The organism is Acidovorax sp. LjRoot129 (assembly GCF_964253765.1).
Lineage (GTDB): Bacteria > Pseudomonadota > Gammaproteobacteria > Burkholderiales > Burkholderiaceae_C > Acidovorax.
This window is the reverse complement of sequence record NZ_CAXUSE020000001.1, coordinates 3,940,089-3,960,238: the sequence shown is the minus strand read 5'-3', so window position 1 is coordinate 3,960,238 and position 20,150 is coordinate 3,940,089. Positions and strand designations below refer to the sequence as shown.

Sequence of the window (20,150 nt, the reverse complement as noted above, 5' to 3'; positions counted from 1 at the left end):
GAAGACCACACCATGAAGAACACCAAGACCCACTGGATCCTCGGCGCCATCGCGCTGCTGGTGCTGCCGCTGATCCTCCAATCCTTTGGCAACGCCTGGGTGCGCATTGCCGACCTGGCCCTGCTGTACGTGCTGCTGGCCCTGGGCCTGAACATCGTGGTCGGCTACGCCGGCCTGCTGGACCTGGGCTACGTGGCGTTCTACGCCGTGGGCGCCTACCTGTTCGCGTTGATGGCGTCGCCCCACCTGGCAGACAACTTTGCGGCGTTTGCTGCCATGTTCCCCAACGGGCTGCACACCTCGCTGTGGCTGGTAATACCGGCGGCGGCGATATTGGCGGCGTTCTTTGGGGCCTTGTTAGGGGCGCCCACGCTCAAGTTGCGCGGCGACTATCTGGCCATCGTGACCCTGGGCTTCGGTGAAATCGTCCGGATTTTCCTGAACAACCTGGACCACCCCGTCAACCTGACCAACGGCCCCAAGGGCCTCGGGCAGATCGACTCGGTCAAGATCTTCGGCCTGGACCTGGGCAAGCGCCTGGAGCTGTTTGGCTTCGACATCAACTCGGTCACGCTGTACTACTACCTGTTCCTGATCCTGGTGGTGGTCTCGGTCATCATCTGCTATCGCCTGCAGGACTCGCGCATTGGCCGCGCTTGGATGGCCATCCGTGAAGACGAGATCGCCGCCAAGGCGATGGGCATTAACACCCGCAACATGAAGCTGCTGGCCTTCGGCATGGGCGCTTCGTTTGGCGGCGTGTCGGGTGCGATGTTCGGTGCGTTCCAGGGCTTCGTGTCGCCCGAGTCGTTCAGCCTGATGGAGTCGGTCATGATCGTCGCCATGGTGGTGCTGGGCGGCATCGGCCACATCCCCGGCGTGATCCTGGGTGCCGTGCTGCTGTCGGCCCTGCCAGAAGTGCTGCGCTACGTCGCCGGCCCGCTGCAGGCCATGACGGACGGCCGCCTGGACTCGGCCATCCTGCGCCAGCTGCTGATCGCGCTGGCCATGATCATCATCATGCTGCTGCGCCCCCGTGGCCTGTGGCCGTCGCCTGAGCATGGCAAGAGCCTGACCCAGAAGACCTGAAGCCGAACACCACCGAAAGTTAGCAATGACAGAGAAATCCAATGAAGTGGTGCTGAAGGTCGCCGGCATTTCCAAGCGGTTTGGCGGCCTGCAGGCCTTGTCCGATGTGGGCATCACCATTCAGCGCGGGCAGGTCTATGGCCTGATCGGCCCCAACGGCGCCGGCAAGACGACGTTCTTCAACGTGATCACCGGCCTGTACACGCCCGACAGCGGTACCTTCGAGCTGGCGGGCAAGCCCTACGAGCCCACCGCCGTGCACGAAGTGGCCAAGGCGGGCATTGCCCGCACGTTCCAGAACATCCGCCTGTTTGCCGAAATGACGGCGCTTGAAAACGTGATGGTGGGCCGCCACATCCGCACCAAGTCCGGGCTGCTGGGCGCCGTGCTGCGCACCAAGGGCTTCAAGGCAGAGGAAGCCGCGATCGCCAAGCGCGCACAGGAGCTGCTCGACTACGTGGGCATCGGCAAGTTTGCCGACTACAAGGCGCGCACGCTGTCATACGGCGACCAGCGCCGCCTGGAGATCGCCCGCGCGCTCGCCACCGACCCGCAACTGATTGCCCTGGACGAGCCGGCCGCCGGCATGAACGCCACCGAAAAGGTGCAGCTGCGCGAGCTGATCGACCGCATCCGCAACGACAACCGCACCATCTTGCTCATCGAACACGATGTGAAGCTGGTGATGGGCCTGTGCGACCGCGTGACGGTGCTCGACTACGGCAAGCAGATTGCCGAAGGCAACCCTGCCGAAGTGCAAAAGAACGAAAAAGTGATTGAGGCCTATCTGGGCACCGGAGGACATTGAGAATGGCCGAAAAATCCAACAAGATACTGCTGCAGGTCAAGGGCCTGAAAGTGGCCTACGGTGGGATCCAGGCCGTCAAGGGCGTGGACTTCGAAGTGCGCGAAGGCGAGCTGGTGTCGCTCATCGGCTCCAACGGTGCTGGCAAGACCACCACCATGAAGGCCATCACCGGCACCCTGGGCATGAACGATGGCGACATCGAATACCTGGGCAAGAGCATCAAGGGCAAGGGCGCATGGGACCTGGTCAAGGAAGGCTTGGTGATGGTGCCGGAAGGCCGCGGCGTGTTCGCGCGCATGACCATCACCGAGAACCTGCAGATGGGCGCCTACATCCGCCGCGACAAGGCGGGCATCCTGGCCGACATCGAGAAGATGTTCACCATCTTCCCGCGCCTGCGCGAGCGCAAGGACCAGCTGGCCGGCACCATGTCGGGCGGCGAGCAGCAGATGCTGGCCATGGGCCGTGCGCTGATGAGCCAGCCCAAGGTGCTGCTGCTGGACGAGCCCTCCATGGGCCTGTCGCCAATCATGGTCGACAAGATCTTTGAAGTGGTGCGCGACGTGTACGCCCTGGGCGTGACCATCGTGCTGGTGGAGCAGAACGCCAGCCGTGCGCTGGCGATTGCCGACCGCGGCTACGTGATGGAGTCCGGCCTGATCACCATGACCGGCCCGGGCCGTGATCTGCTGAACGACCCCAAGGTGCGGGCGGCCTACCTGGGCGAGTGATAGGCCGGGGCCCGCGGTGTGTGGGCCTCTGGGGGAGGACGGCTTCTGCCGTGCGGCCCCCGCAAAGGAAAAGCGCGGCTCTTTCGAGCCGCGCTTTTTGCTTTGTGGGGCTTGGCTTACCGCCTGACGGATGGGTCTGCCTGTGGTCACCCCGGCTGTCGATCGATCAGGCGGCGACTGCCGGCAGGCCGCCTAGAAGCGGTACTGCAAACCCACCGTCGTGAGGTTCACCGAGTCGTCGCCGTCCGAGAACTTGAACTTGTGGCGTTCCCATTCCACGACCGCCGCCCACTGCGGTGTGAAGGCCCAGCGTGCGCCCAGGCCGTACGAGAGGCCAAAGCCGTCTTCCTTGCCCATGGCCACGCCCGTGCCTGCCACGCCCGAGGTGCGGGTGCGGCCGTAGGTGGTGCCCAGTTTTCCGAAGATGTCGAATTGTTCATTGAGCGGAGCGCGCCCCACCAGACTCAGGTTGAACCCGTGGGCCTTGGTGTCGCCTCCCAGGCGCCGTGCGGTGCCGGCGTTGAGGTAGCCCACTTCGACACCCATGTTGCGGTGGAAAAAGCCGCCGGTGTAGATCTTGAACGCGTTGCCGGAGTCGTCCCGGCTCAGCCCGAGCCCGGCAGGGCCGTTGCTGAGGCTGTAGTTGGAGCGGCCAGCGCTCATGCCGACATAGCCGTCTTGCGTGTAAGGCAGCACCGAGTTGCGGTCCGACGTGCGTCCCTGCGCGGCCGCGCCGGATGCGGAAGAAGAGCTACTGGTCTGCGCGTGTGCGCCCAGGCCCGCGCAGGCGGCGATGGCCACCGCCAGGGGAAGCGCGCGAAAGGAAGAGTGGGTCGTCATGGAGAGGTCCTGTTCAAAGCCGTCAGGTGAGCGAAGAGGGCGGGGCCGAAGCGACCGCCCTGCGAAAGGGGAAAGACCAATCTACTGCGCTGCCTGGGGCTGGGCGTGGGAGTGAGCGGCGGGTGGATGTAGGAGTGCGCTGACCATCGCGGATGGGGTCTTGGGGCGCGGGCTGGCCCGCGCCCTCGGGCCGCAAACAGGTGCGTTGCGGGGCCGGGCAGGCGGGCAATGGGGAGAGGGCGCAAAGTTGCCCGTGGCCATCCAGCCCTGCCACACCGTGTAGAAGTTTCGCGTTCCGAGACGGGTGCATGTTGCTATTGTTTACATAGCTACCAGCGCTTATTGAATAAGCGCTAGAGGCCAATTTTGCCCATAATTCAGCCTTTTCCCGCTGGCGTCGGCCCTATGAACACTCTTCAATCCCTGCCCATACCTCTACAGACCGTGCTGCTGCTTACGGCGAGCAACGTCTTCATGACGTTTGCCTGGTACGGACACCTCAAGAACCTGGCGGCATCGCCGTGGTACATCGCTGCGCTGGTGAGCTGGGGCATCGCGCTGTTTGAGTACCTGCTGCAGGTGCCCGCCAACCGCATCGGGTTCACGCAGTTCAACGTGGGGCAGCTCAAGATCATGCAAGAGGTGATCACGCTGGCGGTGTTCGTGCCTTTTGCGGTGTTCTACATGGGGCAACCGCTCAAGTGGGACTATCTCTGGGCGGGCTTGTGCCTGGTGGGCGCGGTGTATTTCATCTTCCGCGGCGCCTGACCGCCTGGGCTGCAGCGGGTCGGCTTGCGGAGCCGCCGCGCTCCAAGGCGCAGAGGGCGGGCGGTTAAACTCCCCGGGTCATCGAAAAGTCATGTTTCTGTCATGGCTTTGTCTCTTTCCTAAAAAACCGATCCCCCTGCAGGAGCTCCCATGCTGTTTGCCAAGCTGTTGCCACGCGAAGGCAATTTTTTCGAGATGTTCAACCAGCATGCAGACCGCATCGTGGAGGCGGCCCGGGCCTTCTCGCAACTGGTGGCCAACTACAACGACCCGCACCTGCGCGACAAGTACAACCAGGACGTGGACAACGCCGAACGTGCTGCCGACCGCGTGACGCACGAGGTGAACAAGGCCATCCACAAGACCTTCATCACCCCCATCGACCGTGAGCAGATCCACACGCTCATCAACACGATGGACGATGTGGCCGACCTGATTCAGGACTCTGCCGAGACCATGGCGCTGTACGACGTGCGCCACATGACGGAAGAGATCACGCGCCTCACGGACTTGAGCCTCAAGTGCTGCGAGCGGGTGCGCGATGCGGTGAAGCTGCTGGAAAAGATTGCCGACCCGGCTGTCGCCGAGGCCGCGCTCAAGACCTGCGAAGAGATTGACAAGCTCGAATCCGACGCCGACCGCGTGATGCGCAGCGCCATGAGCAAGCTGTTCCGCGAAGAGCCCGATGTGCGCGAGGTGATCAAGCTCAAAGCCATCTATGAGCTGCTGGAGACCATCACCGACAAGTGCGAAGACGTGGCCAACTGCATCGAGGGCATCGTCCTCGAGAACTCTTGATCCCCGGCTGACCAGCATGGAACCCGTACAAACCGTGCAAGCGGCCCTGTGGGTCGTGGTCCTGCTCGTGGCGCTGGCAATCCTGTTCGACTTCATGAACGGATTCCACGACGCTGCCAACTCCATTGCCACCGTGGTCTCCACCGGCGTGCTCAAGCCCGCGCAGGCGGTGCTGTTCGCGGCGTTTTTCAACTTCGTGGCGATCTTCATCTTCCACCTCTCGGTGGCCGCCACCGTGGGGAAAGGCATCGTGCAGCCTGGGGTGGTCGACACGCATGTGGTGTTCGGCGCGCTCGTGGGCGCCATCACCTGGAACGTGATCACCTGGTACTACGGCATCCCCAGCAGCTCGTCGCACGCGCTGATCGGGGGCATTGTGGGCGCGGTGATCGCCAAAGCCGGTGCGGGTGCGCTGGTGTCGGCAGGCATCCTGAAGACCGTGGCGTTCATCTTTGTCTCGCCCCTGCTGGGCTTCACGCTCGGCTCCATCATGATGGTGGCGGTGGCATGGATCTTCCGGCGCGCCCGGCCCAGCCGTGTGGACAAGTGGTTCCGACGCTTGCAGCTGGTGTCTGCCGGTGCGTACAGCTTGGGCCACGGCGGCAACGATGCGCAAAAGACCATCGGCATCATCTGGCTGCTGCTGATCGCCACCGGGTATACGTCGGCCACCGATGCCTCGCCACCCACCTGGACCATCATCAGCTGCTACGTGGCCATTGGCCTTGGCACCATGTTCGGCGGCTGGCGCATCGTGAAGACCATGGGCCAGAAGATCACCAAGCTCAAGCCCGTGGGCGGCTTCTGCGCCGAGACGGGCGGGGCGCTCACGCTGTTCCTCGCGACCACGCTGGGCATTCCGGTGTCCACCACGCACACCATCACAGGTGCAATCGTGGGCGTGGGCTCCACGCAGCGCGCGAGTGCCGTGCGCTGGGGTGTGGCGGGCAACATCGTCTGGGCCTGGATTCTGACCATCCCGGCCAGTGCCTTCGTGGCAGCGGTCGCGTACTGGATCAGCCTGCAGCTCTTTTGATGTTGTGGTTTTTTGCTCCTGAATAGATAGCAATAAGCGCTTATTTGACAAGCGCTGGCGCCCCATGGAATGCCAATTCTGTGGGGCGTTTATTTTTTTGTCGGCTCTGCGGGCGGACGCACGGCGGTGCGTGCCGCACTGCATCGGGCGCCACCCGCAGGCACGGTCACTGCGAAATCTTGCGCGCTTCCTCAATCTGGTATTCGAAATACCGTTGAAAGCTGAACGCCATGCTGGCCATGAGCACAGCCGTGCCGATCATCAGCGACGCCACGATGGCGCCAATGGTCAGCCAGCGCGTGCGGCCCGGGGCGGCGTCGGGTTCGGCGCCGGGGTTGTAGCGGGCGTTCCAGGCTTCAGGCGTCTTCAATGCGAACAGGATGGCCTGCAGCGCGCAGCCCGCAATGGTGAAGCCCAGCAGCGGAATCAGCATCCAGCTGTACGGGTCGTCCTGGCCAAACTGCTGCACGCGCTGGATGCCGTAGACACCGAGCGCCGTGGGCAGGGGCAGCAACCAGCCCAGCAGGTCGGACAGGCCATGCAGGTAAAAGCGATGCAGGCCCAGCGGCCCGCCCAGAAAGGCGAGCCACGCTGCCAGGGTCTTGTTTTTCATGCGGGATTATTCCGGCGACGTGGTGTCGCCCGCGCCCAGTGACTTTTCCATCAGCACGATGTCGCGCCAGGCGCCAAATTTCCAGCCCACCGAGCGCATCACGCCCACATCGGTAAAGCCCAGCGCACGGTGCACGCCAATGGAGCCGGCGTTGGCCGAATCGCCGATCACGGCCAGCAGCTTGCGCACGCCAGCGGCCTCGGCCGCCGCGGTCAGCTCGGTCAGCAGCTTGCGGCCCAGGCCCAGGCCGCGGGCGTCATCAGCCACGTAGATCGAGTCTTCCGCCGAGAAGCGGTAAGCCGGGCGCGGCTTGAACCAGTTGGCGTAGGCATAGCCCAGAACCCGGCCGTCCTTCTCGGCCACGACCCAGGGAAGGCCCTTGGCCAGCACGTCGGCGCGGCGCGTTGCCATGTCGGCTTCAGACGGGGGATCGATCTCGAAAGTGCCGGTTCCGTGCAGGACGTGGTGGCGGTAGATGGCCGTGATGGCGGGCAGGTCGGCGTCAGTGCTGGGACGAATAGTGGGCATGGAAAACAGATGTGGATATAATCGCGGGCTTTGCAGCGTGTCGCTGGCCGGGTGGCCATGTCGCGTGTCTCAAGCGTTGCGAATATGGTTGCGAACACAGTGGCTCACGGCAAATGTTGCCGGAGTTCACCACCCGAAGGATAAATCATGGTCGTCATTCGACTTTCCCGCGGCGGCTCCAAAGGTCGTCCTTTCTTCAACATCGTCGTTGCTGACAAGCGCGTGCGCCGTGATGGCCGCTTCATCGAGCGCATCGGGTTCTACAACCCCACCGCCAAGGAAACCGAAGAAGGCCTGCGCATCGTTCAAGATCGCCTGTCCTACTGGGTTGGCGTGGGCGCCCAAACGTCGCCTACCGTGGACCGCCTGGTCAAGCAAGCCGCCAAGAAGGCTGCTTAAAGCTCCCTGAAAAGGGCGGGTTCCCTCGGCTTGCCGAGCGGAACCCGCCCTTTTCCTATTCTGGAATGAATCACTGCCATGGCTGCCCATCTGACCCTTGAACCCACAGAGCTGCCCGCCGACGCCGTCGAAGTGGGCCGCATCGCCGATGCCTGGGGCATCAAGGGCTGGTTCAAGGTGCTGCCGCACAGCAGCAATCCCGAGGTGCTGTTCTCGGCCAAGCGCTGGTACCTGCAGCCGTCCGAGCGCGGTGCCAAGACCTTTGCTGGCACGTTGCTGCTGCCCATCCGCCAGGCCAAGAACCATTCCGACACCGTGGTCGCCTGGGCGCAGGGCATTGACGACCGCGACGCGGCGGAAGCACTGCGCGGTGCGCGCATCTTTGTGCCGCGCTCGAGCTTTCCCTCCACCACGGAGGACGAGTACTACTGGGTCGACCTGATTGGGCTGTCGGTCATCAACCGCGAAGGTGTGGCGCTGGGCGTGGTGCAGGAGCTCATGTCCACCGGCCCGCAGACGGTGCTGGTGCTTGGTTACGAGCAGGACGGAAAGCCGCAGGAGCGCATGATTCCTTTTGTTTCGGCCTTCGTCGACAAGGTGGATCTGCCCGAAAAGCGCATCACGGTCGACTGGCAGCCCGACTACTGATCAGCACGCACCGGCCGCGCTGCGCACCATGCGCTTTGACATCATCACCCTGTTCCCCGAGCTGTTTGCGCCGTTTCTGGCCAGCGGCGTGACACGCCGCGCCTACACCAGCGGCCAGGTCGATGTGCGGCTGTGGAACCCGCGCGATTACGCGGACGGCAACTACCGCCGCGTGGACGACCGGCCCTTTGGCGGCGGCCCCGGCATGGTGATGTTGGCCGAGCCCCTGGCGCGGTGCCTGTCTGCTATCCGCAGCGAGCGGGCAGAGCCCACCGTCAGTCAGGCTCCGTTGGTGTTGTTCTCGCCCATCGGCCGCCCGCTCAACCATGCGGCCGTGGAGCGATGGTCCGCCAGTGCCGGCGCGGTGCTGCTGTGCGGGCGCTACGAAGGTATCGATCAGCGCTTCATTGACACGCATGTCGATGTACAGATCAGCCTGGGGGACTTTGTGCTGTCGGGTGGAGAGATTGCCGCCATGGCGTTGCTCGATGCCGTGGCGCGCCTGCAGCCCGGCGTGCTCAATGACGAGGGCAGTCACCAGCTCGACAGCTTCAACCCGGCGCTGGATGGCCTGCTCGACTGCCCGCACTACACGCGTCCCGAAGAATGGGCAGGGCAGCAGGTGCCAGCCGCACTAATGTCTGGCCATCATGCGCAAATCGAGCGCTGGCGCCGCGACCAGCGGCTGGCCATCACCGCCCAACACCGCCCTGACCTGATTGAATCTGCCCGCCGCGCGGGCCGTTTGGCCGCCGCGGACGAAGCCGTATTGGCCAAACTGGGCTAGCTTGCTATAATCAAAGGCTTTTCGATCCTCTGCCCGGCCGTCTTTTTGCAAAATTTGCTCAAGACACTGAGACATCAATCCCGATGCAGCCATTTTTGGCGCGGTCAAGATCCCAAGGAAATCCAAATGAACCTGATCCAGACACTGGAAGCGGAAGAAATTGCCCGCCTCAACAAGACCATCCCCGAATTCGCTCCTGGTGACACCGTCATCGTGAGCGTGAATGTGGTGGAAGGTACCCGCAAGCGCGTGCAGGCTTACGAAGGCGTGGTGATTGCCAAGCGCAATCGCGGCCTGAACAGCGGCTTTACCGTGCGCAAGATCTCCAGCGGCGAAGGCGTGGAGCGTACGTTCCAGACATACAGCCCGCTGATCGCCAACATCGAAGTCAAGCGCCGCGGCGATGTGCGCCGTGCCAAGCTGTACTACCTGCGTGAGCGCAGCGGCAAGTCGGCACGTATCAAGGAAAAGCTGCCACAGCGCGTCAACAAGGCAGCTGCTGCCGCTACGACGGCCGCCTGATCGGACAAGTTGGGCACCACGGCCCAGTCCTGACAAGCCGCTACAGCGATTGCCTGTAGCGGCTTTTTAACTTTCAGGCCCGCCCCTTTCCTTTTCTTCCTTTTCAGCCCACCCGTGAGCTCTTCGTCGCCCCCCGCTGTCTCGTCCGTCATCGTCCCGCTGTCCAGCCTGCCGGATTTCGATCCGCGCCAGGTGCCGGTCGCGGGCGTCGACACGCACCTGCCGGCTGTGCCGGCCGAGGCGCAGACACCGCAGGCCTTGCGCGCGCGTTTTGCCCACCCACCCCAGTGGGAGCCTGAGGTGGTGGCCGAAAAGAAGTTCATGAACCGCGAGCCCGCCCACGCCTCCGTGCTGCTCGCGATCATTCTGCGCGAGCAGCCCACGGTGCTGTTGACCGAGCGCACGACGCACCTGTCCACGCATTCAGGGCAGGTGGCCTTCCCAGGAGGGCGCGCCGACGCTGAGGACGCCACGCCAGCCGATACCGCGCTGCGCGAAGCACAGGAAGAAGTGGGGCTGGCCGGGGAGTTTGTTGAGGTGCTGGGCACGCTACCCACGTATGTGACGGGTTCGTCGTTCATCATCACGCCCGTGGTGGCATTGGTGCGGCCCGACTGCGTGCTGCAGCCCAACCCCTACGAAGTGGCCGATCTGTTCGAAGTGCCGCTGGCCTTTTTGCTCAACCCGGCCAACCATCGGCGCCATGTGTTCGACCATGATGGGGTGCATCGCGAGTGGTTCTCCATGCCCTTCCACGACGGCGAAAAAACCCATTTCATCTGGGGCGCCACGGCCGGCATGCTGCGCAATTTCTACCGTTTCATGCAGGCTTGATCGCCGCAGTGCAGCAAGGCGCGCCGGGGTGAAGCGCCAGTATCATTGCCCCCCATGAGTTTCTTCGCCATCCTGTTCGCTCTGCTGATCGAGCAGGCACGTCCGCTGGCTCGCAGCAACCCCATCCATGCCGGCCTTCGTGCCTGGGCGCTGTCCGTGAGCCGCAACTTCGACGCGGGCAAACCGCACCACGGCTGGGTGGCCTGGAGCCTGGCGGTGATCGTCCCAGCCCTCATCACGCTCGCGATCCACTGGTTGCTGTTGTGGGGCCTGGGCTGGCCGTTTGCCGTACTCTGGAGCGTGGCCGTGCTGTATGTCACGCTGGGATTTCGGCAGTTCAGCCACCATTTCACGGGCATCCGCGACGCGCTGGAAGAGGGCAACGAAGACGCCGCCCGCGAGCGGCTGGCGCATTGGCAGCAGGTGGACGTAGGCGCGCTGCCGCGCAGCGAGATCGTGCGCCACGTGATTGAGTATTCGGTGCTGGCAGCGCACCGGCATGTGTTTGGCGTGCTGGCCTGGTTCTCGGTGCTCGCGGCGCTGGGGCTCGGGCCCACGGGCGCCGTGCTGTACCGGTTGGCCGAGTTCGTATCGCGCTACTGGCAGTACAAGCAACGCGCCGGCGCCCAACCGGCCAGCGCCTCGCTGCAGCAGGCATCGGCCCAGGCCTGGACGGCAGTGGACTGGCTCCCGGCCCGCCTGACGGCGCTGAGTTTTGCGGTGGTCGGCAGCTTTGAAGAGGCGATCGAGGGCTGGCGCTTTCATGCTCAGCGCTTTCCCAATGACAACGACGGTGTGGTGCTGGCGGCTACCGCCGGCGCGATCAACGTGCGCCTGGGTGGCGAGGCGTTGAAGGCGCGCACCGAACTGCACACGCCCCAGGGGCTGGAGATTGATGCCGATCTAGGCGACAGCGACGCCACGCCGGGCCGCGAGCCCGAAGTGGGCCACCTGCGCAGTGTGGTGGGCCTGGTCTGGCGCTCGGTAGTGGTGTGGATGCTGCTGCTGGCGTTGCTCACCCTGGCGCGTTTGTTGGGGTAGCTAACCGGCCCCACGAGCCACTGCGCGGCTTCACCCGAAGAGACAGCAGCCTGTGGCCGGACAGAGCCAGTTCCTCAGGTGCGCTGGTGTAGGGGGTGCCGTAAGAGGGCGATGCGCGTCAATGCTCGCGCGATGCAGTCTCCGGCGGCGCAAGAGCGGTCAATACCGCGTGTGGCCCAGCTCTTCAAACAGGTCGCTATAAATTTTATAGCGCGTAGCGCTTATTCCACCAGCGCTAGGCCCTAATTTGACTGCATCCAGCACCCCGCAACCCGGCTCATGCAAGTGGGTGCAGTTGTAGAACTTGCAGTGGTTCGCGTGGGCTGCAATGTCGGGCATGCAGGGCGCCAGTTGCATAGGGGCAATGTGCTGCAGCCCGAATTCCTGAAAGCCCGGCGAGTCGATGAGGGCAGTTTTGCGCTCCGCATCCATCCAGTACCAGTGCGTGCTGGTGGTCGTGTGTTTGCCGGAATTCAGCGCCTGTGAGATTTCGCCGGTGAGCACCGTGGCACCCGGCACCAGCAGATTGATCAGCGTGCTCTTGCCCGACCCCGACGGCCCGAGCACCAGCGTGGTCTTGCCCTCAAGGTGCTTCATGAGCAAGGCGCGGTCCACGTCGCTCGACAAGGTCAGCGACAGTGGCAGCACGCCGTAGTGCTGGCCCTCTCCCATGTGGCGGTAGGGGAGCAGGCGTTGCCAGGCGCGCGCAAAGGGCTCGACCAAGTCGCTCTTGTTCAAGCCGATGATGGGCTTGATGCCCTCCGCCTCGGCCGCAATCAGCGCGCGGGCGAGCTGGCTTTCCGAAAACACGGGCTCCGCCGCAATCAGGATCAGGATCTGGTCGAGGTTGGCGGCAAAGGACTTTGTTCGGATTTCGTCCTGGCGATAAAACAGGTTGCGCCGTGGCTGCACCTTCTCGATCGTGCCCTCGTCGCCCTGGCCGGGAGGAGGCGACTGCCAGAGCACGCGGTCACCAACCACACACTGGTTTTTCTTGCCGCGTGGGTGGCAGATGCGGCGCTCTCCGTCCGGCGTCTCGACCATGCAGTGGCGGCCGTGGCTGGCGACCACGGTGCCTTCCATGAGGGCGCTGCGCTCAGCCATGGAGGGGCGTGCGCAACAGGCTCATGCGATCAGGGCGTCGAACTGCGCGGCGCATTCGACGTCGGTGGAGGAGATGCCGTTCACGTCGTGGGTGTTGAGCCGGACCACACAGCGGTTGTAGTGCACCGACAGGTCGGGGTGGTGGTCCTGAGCGTTGGCGATAAAAGCCAGCGCGTTCACGAACGAAATCGTCTCGTAGTAGTTGGCGAACTGGTACGTCTTCTCGATGGCCACGTTGGCGCCGTCGCCGGTGAGGCTCCAGCCTTCGAGTTGGGCCAGTTTGGCTACGACTTCGGTAGCGGTCAGCGCACGGCGGGTCAGTGTGGACCAGTCTTTTTTCTTCAGCATGGTGGTCATGGGTGGGCGGGGGTGTGCATGCGCGCCAATCGCTCGGTGGCGGGCGGATGCGAGTAATAGAACTTCACGTAAACCGGGTCGGGTGTCAGCGTGGAGGCATTGTCTTCATACAGCTTGAGCAGGGCCGACGACAGGTCGGCGCCGCTGGCCTGGGCCACGGCATAGGCATCGGCCTGGAACTCGTGGCGTCGGGACTGTTGCGAGAACAGGGGCGAGATGAAGAACGTGAACACCGGCACCACCAGCATGAACAACAGCAGTGCCAGAGCGTCATTGGGGGCGGCCGCGAGGGCCGGGTCGAGAGAGATGTTGGGCCGCACACCCAGACCGGTATAGAACCACACCTGATTGGAGAGCCAGCCCAGCAGCGCAAACCCGGCAAGGCTCAGCCCGAACATGACCACGATGCGCTGAATGATGTGGCGGTGCTTGAAATGCCCCAGCTCGTGGGCGAGCACAGCCTCGACTTCGCCGGGTGCCAGCTGGCGCAGCAGCGTGTCGTAGAACACCACGCGCTTGGCTGCGCCAAAACCGGTGAAGTACGCATTGGCATGTGCGCTGCGGCGGCTGCCGTCCATCACGAACAGGCCCTTGGCCGAGAATCCGCAGCGCTGCATCAGCGCGGTCACGCGGGCCTTGAGCGATTCATCTTCAAGCGGCTGGAACTTGTTGAAGAGCGGCGCAATAAAGGTCGGGTAGATCACCATCAGGAGCAGATTGAAACCCATCCAGAAGCACCAGGCCCAAAGCCACCACAACGGCCCCGCGGCGCCCATGAGCCAGAGGATCAGCGCTGCAATGGGCAGCCCAATGACCGCACCGACCAGGAGGCCCTTGGCCGCGTCGGCAAGCCACAGCCGCCACGTCATCTTGTTGAAGCCAAAACACTCTTCCACCACAAAGGTCTGGTACAGCGACAGCGGCAGATCGATGAGTCCGCCGATGGCAGCAAACGCCACGATCAACGCCAACTGCTGCCCCATGCCGCCGCCAAGGGTCTGCAGCAGCCACTGGTTGAGCACATCCAGGCCTCCAAGCAGCGTCCAGCCCAGCAGCACGGCAGCGCCCAGTGCCGTCTCCAGCAAGCCCAGCCGGGCCTTGGTGATGGTGTAGTCGGCGGCCTTTTGGTGGGCGGTGAGCGTGATGCGTTCTGCGAAAGGTTCGGGGACCGCCGCGCGATGGCGGGCGACATGGCGGATCTGCCGGGTAGCCAGCCAGAATTTGAGAACCAGGCCCAGGGAAAGTGCGGCGGCAAACGCGAGCGTCAGCGCCATCGAAGGGGAAAAAGCGTCGGAAATGGGCATGAGCGGCGAGTTTAGGCCATCGGCGACAATCCGCGCCATGTCAGAAGCCAACAACCCCACCCCTCAAGCCCTTGCCAAATCCGACCAGAACCTGGTCTGGCTGGACTGCGAAATGACCGGCCTGGAGCCCGACACCGACCGCCTGTTGGAGATCGCCGTCGTCGTGACGGGCCCCAACCTCGAGCCCCGCATCGAGGGCCCCGTGTTTGTGATCCACCAATCGGACGACCTGCTGGACAAGATGGACGCCTGGAACAAGGGCACACACGGTCGCAGTGGACTAATTGACAAGGTCAAGGCATCCACCGTGACCGAAGAAGAGGCGGAGCAGCAGATCCTCGCTTTTCTCTCGAAATACGTGCCCAAGGGCGTGGCGCCGATGTGCGGCAACAGCATTGGCCAGGATCGTCGCTTTCTGGTGCGCTACATGCCCAAGCTGGAGCGCTTTTTCCACTATCGCAACGTGGATGTGAGCACCCTCAAGGAACTCGCTAAACGCTGGAAGCCTGAGGCCTACACCAGCTTCAAGAAGGCCCAGAAACACACGGCACTGGCCGATGTGCACGAATCGATTGAAGAACTCGCGCACTACCGAAAACACCTGTTGTCGGTCTGAGAACGGGTGTGAGGTGAAGCCTGGCGGCGACGGCGTCGCACTGGGAATGCATGGCACCGATAAGCGCAGCCCGATGGACGACCGTGGCGCGTCCAGGCGGGAGCACGTCGCGATCTATTTGAGGCAGCTGGGTGAAAGGGTATTGCGGGGAAACCCTAAACCGTGCCATAATCGCTGGCTGCGTGGGAAAGCCCTCGCAGATTGTGCATCTCCCCTCACACACCGGGCTAGCCAGCCCACTGTCTTTCGACAGTGCAGGACTGGCGAATAACAGCCCACCCGCACCGGCCTGATTCCTAGAGCCAGCGCAGGTTTCGTTTGATGGTTGATGTTTTTTAACCATTTGACGAAGCCAATCGCGGGCTACGCCTGCGATCGTCCTCGTGAGAGAAAAATCATGACCGACACCTCCTTGGTGCAGGGCGAATTCGCGCCTGCAGATACTTCCTTTGTTGCCGACGCTTTCGTGCAGTCCCCCCTTGACGTTGTGGGCATTGACGCCCTGGACGCCGACGTGGCAGTGACTGCCGAACCCAACGGCTTTATCGAACTGGGCCTCGCACCTGAACTGGTGCAAGCCGTGGCGGATCTGGGCTACACCCAGCCCACCGGCGTGCAGCTCAAGGCCATTCCCCTGGCCATGGCAGGCGGCAACGACGCCACCAAGTACATCGACCTGATGGTCTCGAGCCAGACCGGCTCCGGCAAGACCGCCGCCTTCCTGCTGCCCGTGCTGCACACGCTGATCAACCAGCAAGCTGCTGCCGAAGCTGAAGAGCGCGCTGCTTTTGACCGCTCCGTGGCCGAAGCTGCTGAGCGTGGCGAACCCGCTCCCAAGCGCGCAAAGCGCAAGGACCCCACCAGCACGCGCAATTTCAAGGCTGCCACCCCAGGTGCCCTGATCCTGTGCCCCACGCGTGAACTCGCGCAGCAGGTTGCGCACGACGCCATCGACCTCGTCAAGCATTGCCGTGGTCTGCGCGTGGCCAACGTGGTGGGCGGCATGCCTTACCAGTTGCAGATCGCCAAGCTGCAGAACGCCGACCTGGTGGTGGCCACCCCTGGCCGCCTCCTGGACCTGCAGCGCTCGATGCAGATCAAGCTCGACAAGGTGCAGTTCCTGGTTGTCGACGAAGCCGACCGCATGCTCGACCTGGGTTTCTCGGACGATCTGGCCGAACTGAACCAGCTGACCGCCCAGCGCAAGCAGACCATGATGTTCAGCGCCACTTTTGCGCCGCGCATCCAGCAACTGGCCATGCGTGTGATGCACGACGGTGGTTCGGCGGTCCAGAAGGTCACCATCGATTCGCCCCAGGAAAAGCACGCCAACATCAAGCAGATGCTGTACTGGGCCGACAATGCCCAGCACAAGCGCAAGCTGCTGGACCACTGGCTGCGTGACACCGGCATCAACCAGGCCATCGTGTTCGCCAGCACCCAGGTGGAGTGCGACGGCCTGGCCAACGACCTGCAGCAAGAAGGCTTTTCGGCCGTTGCGTTGCATGGCGCCCTGAGTCAAGGTCTGCGCAATCGCCGCTTGATGGCACTGCGCGCTGGTCAGGTGCAGATTCTGGTGGCTACCGATGTGGCTGCACGCGGCATTGACGTGCCCACGATCACCCACGTGTTCAACTTTGGCCTGCCCATGAAGGCCGAGGACTACACCCACCGCATTGGCCGTACCGGCCGTGCGGGCCGTGATGGCCTGGCCATCACCTTTGCCGAGTTCCGCGACCGCCGCAAGATCTACGACATTGAGTCGTACAGCCGCCAGCAGTTCAAGGCCGAAGTGATCCCTGGCATGGAGCCTTCGCAGCGCCCGCCACAGGCACCGCGCGCTGGTGGTGATTTCAGTGGCCGTGGCCGCCCTAGCGGTGGTTACGACCGCGACAGCCGTGACCGCAAGTTCGGTGGCCCGGCGCGTGGCAACGGCAATGACCGTGGCGGCTTCGGTGGTGGTTTCGGCGGCGGCTTTGCCGGTCGTGACGCCCCCCGTGGTGGCGCGCCCCGCGGCGACAGCAATGGTGGCGGTGGCTTTGGCGGCCGTGATGACCGCGGTTTTGCCCCGCGCCGTGATGGCGAAGGCTTTGGCCGCAAGCCAGGCTTTGGTGACGCTGGCCGCGGTGGGTTCGCCCCCCGTGCCGATGCAGGTGCTCCGCGTGGTGACTTCGCACCCCGCAGCAAGCCTGGTTTTGCCAAGCCCGCTGGTGGCGGTGTCAAGCCTTTCGTGGCCCACGACGCGCGCAAGCGCCCAGCGCGCCCCGCTCGCTGATCAAGGTTCGCTCTGATCCGGCCCGACAGGGCTGCGATCAAGTGCAAAAGAAAAGGCCGGTACCGCAAGGTGCCGGCCTTTTTGTTTGAGCGCCGGCCAAGGGCGTGGCAGGGCACCGCAGCGGCTCGACAATAATGACGTGGGAGGAATCAGCTGTGTCGTCTTCTTTATCTTCAGCCGCGGACTTTGAGCACATGTTCGAACTGGCGCCGGTCTCGCTCTGGATAGAGGACTACAGCGCTGTGAAGCAGCTGTTTGACAGCTGGCGCGCAGAAGGCGTCACCGACCTTCGCTCCCACCTTGCGCGGGATCCGGCGCGCGTGCGGCAATGCAGTGCTGCGCTCCAGGTGGTGAGGGTGAACCGCCGGACCCTGGAGCTTTTTGCCGCCGACAGCCAGGAGGCTTTGGTCGCAAACCTCGACAAGGTCTTCAGGGACGACATGCACGATGCGGTGACGCATGAGTTGGCGGCACTGTGGGACGGGGAGCACGAGTTTTCGAACCAGAGCGTCAACTACGCCTTGGATGGCCGGCGCCTCGACGTGCAGGTTCGGGGGCGCATCCTGCCCGGCTACGAAGAAAACTGGGCGCGCGTGCTGTTGTCGCTGGAAGACATCACGGCCCAGGTGCGGGGCGCCGGCCGGTTGCGGCGCAGCGAGCAACACGCCAGGGACCTGTTCGAGCACTCGCCCGTGTCGCTGTGGGTCGAGGATTTCAGCGCTGTCAAAAACCTGCTCGACAGCGTTCGGGCTCAGGGCATTGACGACTTCAAGACCTTTATCACCGTGCACCCTGAGTTCGTGACGCGCTGCATGCAGGAGATCCGCGTCATCGACGTGAATCAGCAAACCTTGCGCATGTTCGGTGCAGCTAGCAAAGAGGTGCTGCTCAACAACATCGGCCGTGTGTTCCGCGGCGAAATGCACGAGTCGTTTGCGGAGCAGCTGATCGATCTGTGGGAAGGCAAGACGTTCCAGCAGCGCGAGGTGGTCAACTACGCACTGTCGGGCGATGCGGTGCACATCCACATGCAATTTTCAGTGCTGGCAGACCATCTTGCCGACTGGGGTCTGGTGCTGCTCTCGCTGGTGGACATCACAGCACGCAAGAAGGCCGAGGCCTACCTCGAATACCTGGGCAAACACGACGTGCTGACGCAGCTTCGCAACCGTGCGTTTTATGCCGAGGAGCTCAACCGCATCACGCGCAAGGGCCCGTGGCCGCTGTCGGTCATCGCGATCGATCTCAACGGGCTCAAGGCCGTCAACGACGAAGAAGGCCATGCCGCAGGGGACGCCCTGCTGCGCCGGGTAGGCGAAGTGCTGGCCAAGGCCGTGGACGCCCCAGCCTGTGCAGCGCGCATCGGCGGGGACGAGTTCATGGTGTTGCTGCCGGGCATGGATGAACGCAGCGCGTTTGCGCTGCAAGAGCGCATTCTCTCAATGCTGGACCTGAACAACCAGTTCTATCCAGGCCAGCCCATCAGCCTGGCCATGGGTGTCGCCTCGTGTGGGTCAGGCGACCAGGTGGAGGCGACCATCCATCGTGCGGACCAGGCCATGTATGCGGCGAAGAACCGGTATTACCAGGATAGGGGCATGGAACGGCGGCAGGGCAACCCCTAGCTGCATGGCCCTCCGGGATTCTTCCGGACCTCGGTACCTGCTTCAGAGTCTGATTTCAGCCGCCAGTGGCGGTGCGGCCGACGTCGGGCCAGCGATGGTGCAGGTAAATCCAGGCTGTCATGCCGATGGCCATCATCAGCAACGATGCCAGGGCCAGCAACACCGTGGAATGCATGATCAGCGGCACGATGACCCCGGCGACCAGCCCGTTGGCCGTGGACCCCACAAACGCCTGCATGGACGACGCCATGCCCCGGCGCTCGGGGTACAGGTCCAGCACGAGCAAGGTGACCACGGGCACCATGAGCGCCCAGCCGAAGGCAAAGACGGCGATGGGCGCCAACGCCCAGGCCACATGGGCCGGGAAAACCAGGTTGGCCCCGAGGTTCAGCACCGCCACGATGCACATGATCACAAAGCCATGGCGGATCTGGCGTTTGGGCGCGATCTTGCCCGCCAGCCGCCCACTGAGCCAAGCGCCGCCCATGATGCCGGCGATGGTGAGCACAAAGAACCAGAAGAACTGCGTGGGAGCCAAGGCAAGGTGTTCGCCCAGAAACGCCGGCGCCGCCAGCACATAAAGGAACATCCCGTTGAACGGCACGCCGCTGGCCAGGGCCAGCAGCACGAAGCGCGGGCTCGATCCGAGTTGCCAGTAGCCGCGCATCAGGTGTGGCACGTTGAAAGGCTGGCGCAGGTCTGCGTGCAGAGTCTCCGGCAGCAGCTTGAAATTGGCGATCCAAAGCACGACACCCACGAGCGTCAGAAACCAGAAAATGCTGTGCCAACCGGTGTGCACAAACAACCAGCCGCCCACGATGGGTGCGATGGCTGGCGCGACCCCGAAGTAGATCGTGACCTGGCTCATCACCTGCTGGGCGCGCGCGGGCGGGAACATGTCGCGGATCACAGCGCGCGACACCACGATGCCCGCACCGGTCGACAAACCCTGCAACGCCCGAAACGCGATAAGCTGCTCGATGCTTTGCGACAGGGCGCATCCGGCGGAGGCGATTGTGAACATCGCAATGCCACACAGCACCACCGGCCTGCGGCCAAAGCTGTCCGCCAGCGCACCGTGGAAGAGATTCATGAACGCAAACCCGAAGAGATAGGCCGACAAGGTCTGCTGCATCTCGACCGGCGTGGCGCCGAGCGCCCCGGCGATCCCCGTGAAGGCGGGGATGTAGGTGTCGATAGAAAACGGGCCGAGCATGCCCAGCACGGCAAGCAGGGCGGCCAGCGCCCATTGCGGGGCGCGCCAGAGCGTGTGGGCGTTGGGGTTCATGAAGGTGTGGAGCTGTTGGGCGGCCCCGCAGTCATGCGGGTTGCTGCGGCGACCGGTGGAGGCAAGAGGGCGATGTTAAGCGGACGGCCGTTGGCAGGGCACCGCAAGTTGCCGAAACCTCGATCACTGGCCCGTGCCT

The 20,150-nt window shown here is 63.7% G+C and carries 22 protein-coding genes; 15 read left to right on the top strand and 7 right to left on the bottom strand.

The annotated features are described in order from the left end of the window. Nucleotides 1-12: 12 nt before the first annotated feature. Genes ACSQ3Q_RS18205 through ACSQ3Q_RS18195 form a run of 3 tightly spaced genes read left to right on the top strand, consistent with a single transcriptional unit; the run spans nt 13 to nt 2,628 of the window. The gene (locus tag ACSQ3Q_RS18205; protein ID WP_436135736.1) at nt 13-1,089 is read left to right on the top strand and encodes a branched-chain amino acid ABC transporter permease; all 1,077 of its coding nucleotides are present in this window, start codon (nt 13-15) and stop codon (nt 1,087-1,089) included. Between the two features lie 25 nt (nt 1,090-1,114). After that, nucleotides 1,115-1,897 carry an ABC transporter ATP-binding protein gene (locus ACSQ3Q_RS18200; protein ID WP_436135735.1) on the top strand — a complete coding sequence of 261 codons (783 nt, stop codon included), beginning with the start codon at nt 1,115-1,117 and terminating at the stop codon, nt 1,895-1,897. A 2-nt stretch (nt 1,898-1,899) separates the two neighbouring features. Then, nucleotides 1,900-2,628 carry an ABC transporter ATP-binding protein gene (locus ACSQ3Q_RS18195; protein WP_436135734.1) on the top strand — a complete coding sequence of 243 codons (729 nt, stop codon included), beginning with the start codon at nt 1,900-1,902 and terminating at the stop codon, nt 2,626-2,628. Nucleotides 2,629-2,820: 192 nt separating this feature from the next. Here the strand turns inward: ACSQ3Q_RS18195 and ACSQ3Q_RS18190 are convergent, their stop codons facing one another. After that, entirely contained in the window at nt 2,821-3,468 is a 648-nt protein-coding gene (locus ACSQ3Q_RS18190) for a porin family protein (RefSeq protein WP_436135733.1), read from the bottom strand. 405 nt (nt 3,469-3,873) lie between these two features. Here ACSQ3Q_RS18190 and ACSQ3Q_RS18185 point away from each other — a divergent pair, with 405 nt between their 5' ends. The 3 genes from ACSQ3Q_RS18185 to ACSQ3Q_RS18175 all read left to right on the top strand — a co-directional run bounded on the left by ACSQ3Q_RS18185 (nt 3,874) and on the right by ACSQ3Q_RS18175 (nt 6,070). Then, a complete protein-coding gene (locus ACSQ3Q_RS18185) occupies nt 3,874-4,236 on the top strand; it encodes a DMT family protein (RefSeq protein ID WP_436135732.1) in 363 nt (120 codons plus the stop codon). A 150-nt stretch (nt 4,237-4,386) separates the two neighbouring features. Then, nucleotides 4,387-5,034, top strand: a complete 648-nt coding sequence (locus tag ACSQ3Q_RS18180; RefSeq protein ID WP_436135731.1) for a DUF47 domain-containing protein — start codon at nt 4,387-4,389, stop codon at nt 5,032-5,034. Between the two features lie 16 nt (nt 5,035-5,050). Next, on the top strand, nt 5,051-6,070 hold the full coding sequence (locus ACSQ3Q_RS18175; RefSeq protein ID WP_436135730.1) for an inorganic phosphate transporter: 1,020 nt from the start codon (nt 5,051-5,053) through the stop codon (nt 6,068-6,070). 166 nt (nt 6,071-6,236) lie between these two features. Here ACSQ3Q_RS18175 and ACSQ3Q_RS18170 read toward each other — a convergent pair whose 3' ends face one another. Both ACSQ3Q_RS18170 and ACSQ3Q_RS18165 read right to left on the bottom strand, forming a co-directional pair. Beyond that, nucleotides 6,237-6,683 carry a hypothetical protein gene (locus ACSQ3Q_RS18170; protein ID WP_436135729.1) on the bottom strand — a complete coding sequence of 149 codons (447 nt, stop codon included), beginning with the start codon at nt 6,681-6,683 and terminating at the stop codon, nt 6,237-6,239. Nucleotides 6,684-6,689: 6 nt separating this feature from the next. Continuing rightward, nucleotides 6,690-7,211: an N-acetyltransferase family protein gene (locus ACSQ3Q_RS18165; RefSeq protein WP_436135728.1), complete on the bottom strand. Its 522-nt coding sequence runs from the start codon at nt 7,209-7,211 to the stop codon at nt 6,690-6,692. Nucleotides 7,212-7,358: 147 nt separating this feature from the next. On the opposite strand from ACSQ3Q_RS18165, the gene rpsP reads away from it, so the two are divergent. From rpsP to ACSQ3Q_RS18135, 6 genes are all read left to right on the top strand, one after another. Beyond that, on the top strand, nt 7,359-7,610 hold the full coding sequence (gene rpsP / locus ACSQ3Q_RS18160; protein WP_436135727.1) for a 30S ribosomal protein S16: 252 nt from the start codon (nt 7,359-7,361) through the stop codon (nt 7,608-7,610). A gap of 78 nt (nt 7,611-7,688) precedes the next feature. Continuing rightward, on the top strand, nt 7,689-8,258 hold the full coding sequence (rimM, locus tag ACSQ3Q_RS18155; protein WP_436135726.1) for a ribosome maturation factor RimM: 570 nt from the start codon (nt 7,689-7,691) through the stop codon (nt 8,256-8,258). Nucleotides 8,259-8,286: 28 nt separating this feature from the next. Next, on the top strand, nt 8,287-9,045 hold the full coding sequence (gene trmD / locus ACSQ3Q_RS18150; RefSeq protein WP_436135725.1) for a tRNA (guanosine(37)-N1)-methyltransferase TrmD: 759 nt from the start codon (nt 8,287-8,289) through the stop codon (nt 9,043-9,045). 126 nt (nt 9,046-9,171) lie between these two features. After that, complete coding sequence (gene rplS, locus ACSQ3Q_RS18145; protein ID WP_436135724.1) at nt 9,172-9,567, top strand: 50S ribosomal protein L19; 396 nt, start codon at nt 9,172-9,174, stop codon at nt 9,565-9,567. Between the two features lie 114 nt (nt 9,568-9,681). Next, a complete protein-coding gene (locus ACSQ3Q_RS18140; protein ID WP_436135723.1) occupies nt 9,682-10,401 on the top strand; it encodes a CoA pyrophosphatase in 720 nt (239 codons plus the stop codon). Between the two features lie 54 nt (nt 10,402-10,455). Continuing rightward, entirely contained in the window at nt 10,456-11,442 is a 987-nt protein-coding gene (locus ACSQ3Q_RS18135; RefSeq protein ID WP_436135722.1) for a CobD/CbiB family protein, read from the top strand. A gap of 159 nt (nt 11,443-11,601) precedes the next feature. Here the strand turns inward: ACSQ3Q_RS18135 and rsgA are convergent, their stop codons facing one another. Genes rsgA through ACSQ3Q_RS18120 form a run of 3 tightly spaced genes read right to left on the bottom strand, consistent with a single transcriptional unit; the run spans nt 11,602 to nt 14,207 of the window. Then, nucleotides 11,602-12,546 carry a ribosome small subunit-dependent GTPase A gene (gene rsgA / locus ACSQ3Q_RS18130; protein ID WP_436135721.1) on the bottom strand — a complete coding sequence of 315 codons (945 nt, stop codon included), beginning with the start codon at nt 12,544-12,546 and terminating at the stop codon, nt 11,602-11,604. Nucleotides 12,547-12,567: 21 nt separating this feature from the next. Beyond that, nucleotides 12,568-12,903 carry a 4a-hydroxytetrahydrobiopterin dehydratase gene (locus ACSQ3Q_RS18125; RefSeq protein WP_436135720.1) on the bottom strand — a complete coding sequence of 112 codons (336 nt, stop codon included), beginning with the start codon at nt 12,901-12,903 and terminating at the stop codon, nt 12,568-12,570. Continuing rightward, entirely contained in the window at nt 12,900-14,207 is a 1,308-nt protein-coding gene (locus ACSQ3Q_RS18120; protein ID WP_436135719.1) for a M48 family metallopeptidase, read from the bottom strand. The genes ACSQ3Q_RS18125 and ACSQ3Q_RS18120 overlap by 4 nt, the downstream gene beginning before the upstream one ends. 37 nt (nt 14,208-14,244) lie before the next feature. Between ACSQ3Q_RS18120 and orn the strand changes: the two genes are divergently transcribed. From orn to ACSQ3Q_RS18105, 3 genes are all read left to right on the top strand, one after another. Next, the gene (orn, locus tag ACSQ3Q_RS18115) at nt 14,245-14,823 is read left to right on the top strand and encodes an oligoribonuclease (RefSeq protein ID WP_436135718.1); all 579 of its coding nucleotides are present in this window, start codon (nt 14,245-14,247) and stop codon (nt 14,821-14,823) included. Nucleotides 14,824-15,220: 397 nt separating this feature from the next. After that, nucleotides 15,221-17,098, top strand: coding sequence for a DEAD/DEAH box helicase (locus tag ACSQ3Q_RS18110; RefSeq protein ID WP_436135717.1), 1,878 nt, complete (start codon nt 15,221-15,223; stop codon nt 17,096-17,098). Nucleotides 17,099-17,253: 155 nt separating this feature from the next. Beyond that, a complete protein-coding gene (locus ACSQ3Q_RS18105; RefSeq protein WP_436135716.1) occupies nt 17,254-18,723 on the top strand; it encodes a sensor domain-containing diguanylate cyclase in 1,470 nt (489 codons plus the stop codon). Nucleotides 18,724-18,778: 55 nt separating this feature from the next. Here ACSQ3Q_RS18105 and ACSQ3Q_RS18100 read toward each other — a convergent pair whose 3' ends face one another. After that, nucleotides 18,779-20,011 carry a multidrug effflux MFS transporter gene (locus tag ACSQ3Q_RS18100; protein WP_436135715.1) on the bottom strand — a complete coding sequence of 411 codons (1,233 nt, stop codon included), beginning with the start codon at nt 20,009-20,011 and terminating at the stop codon, nt 18,779-18,781. Nucleotides 20,012-20,150: the final 139 nt, after the last annotated feature.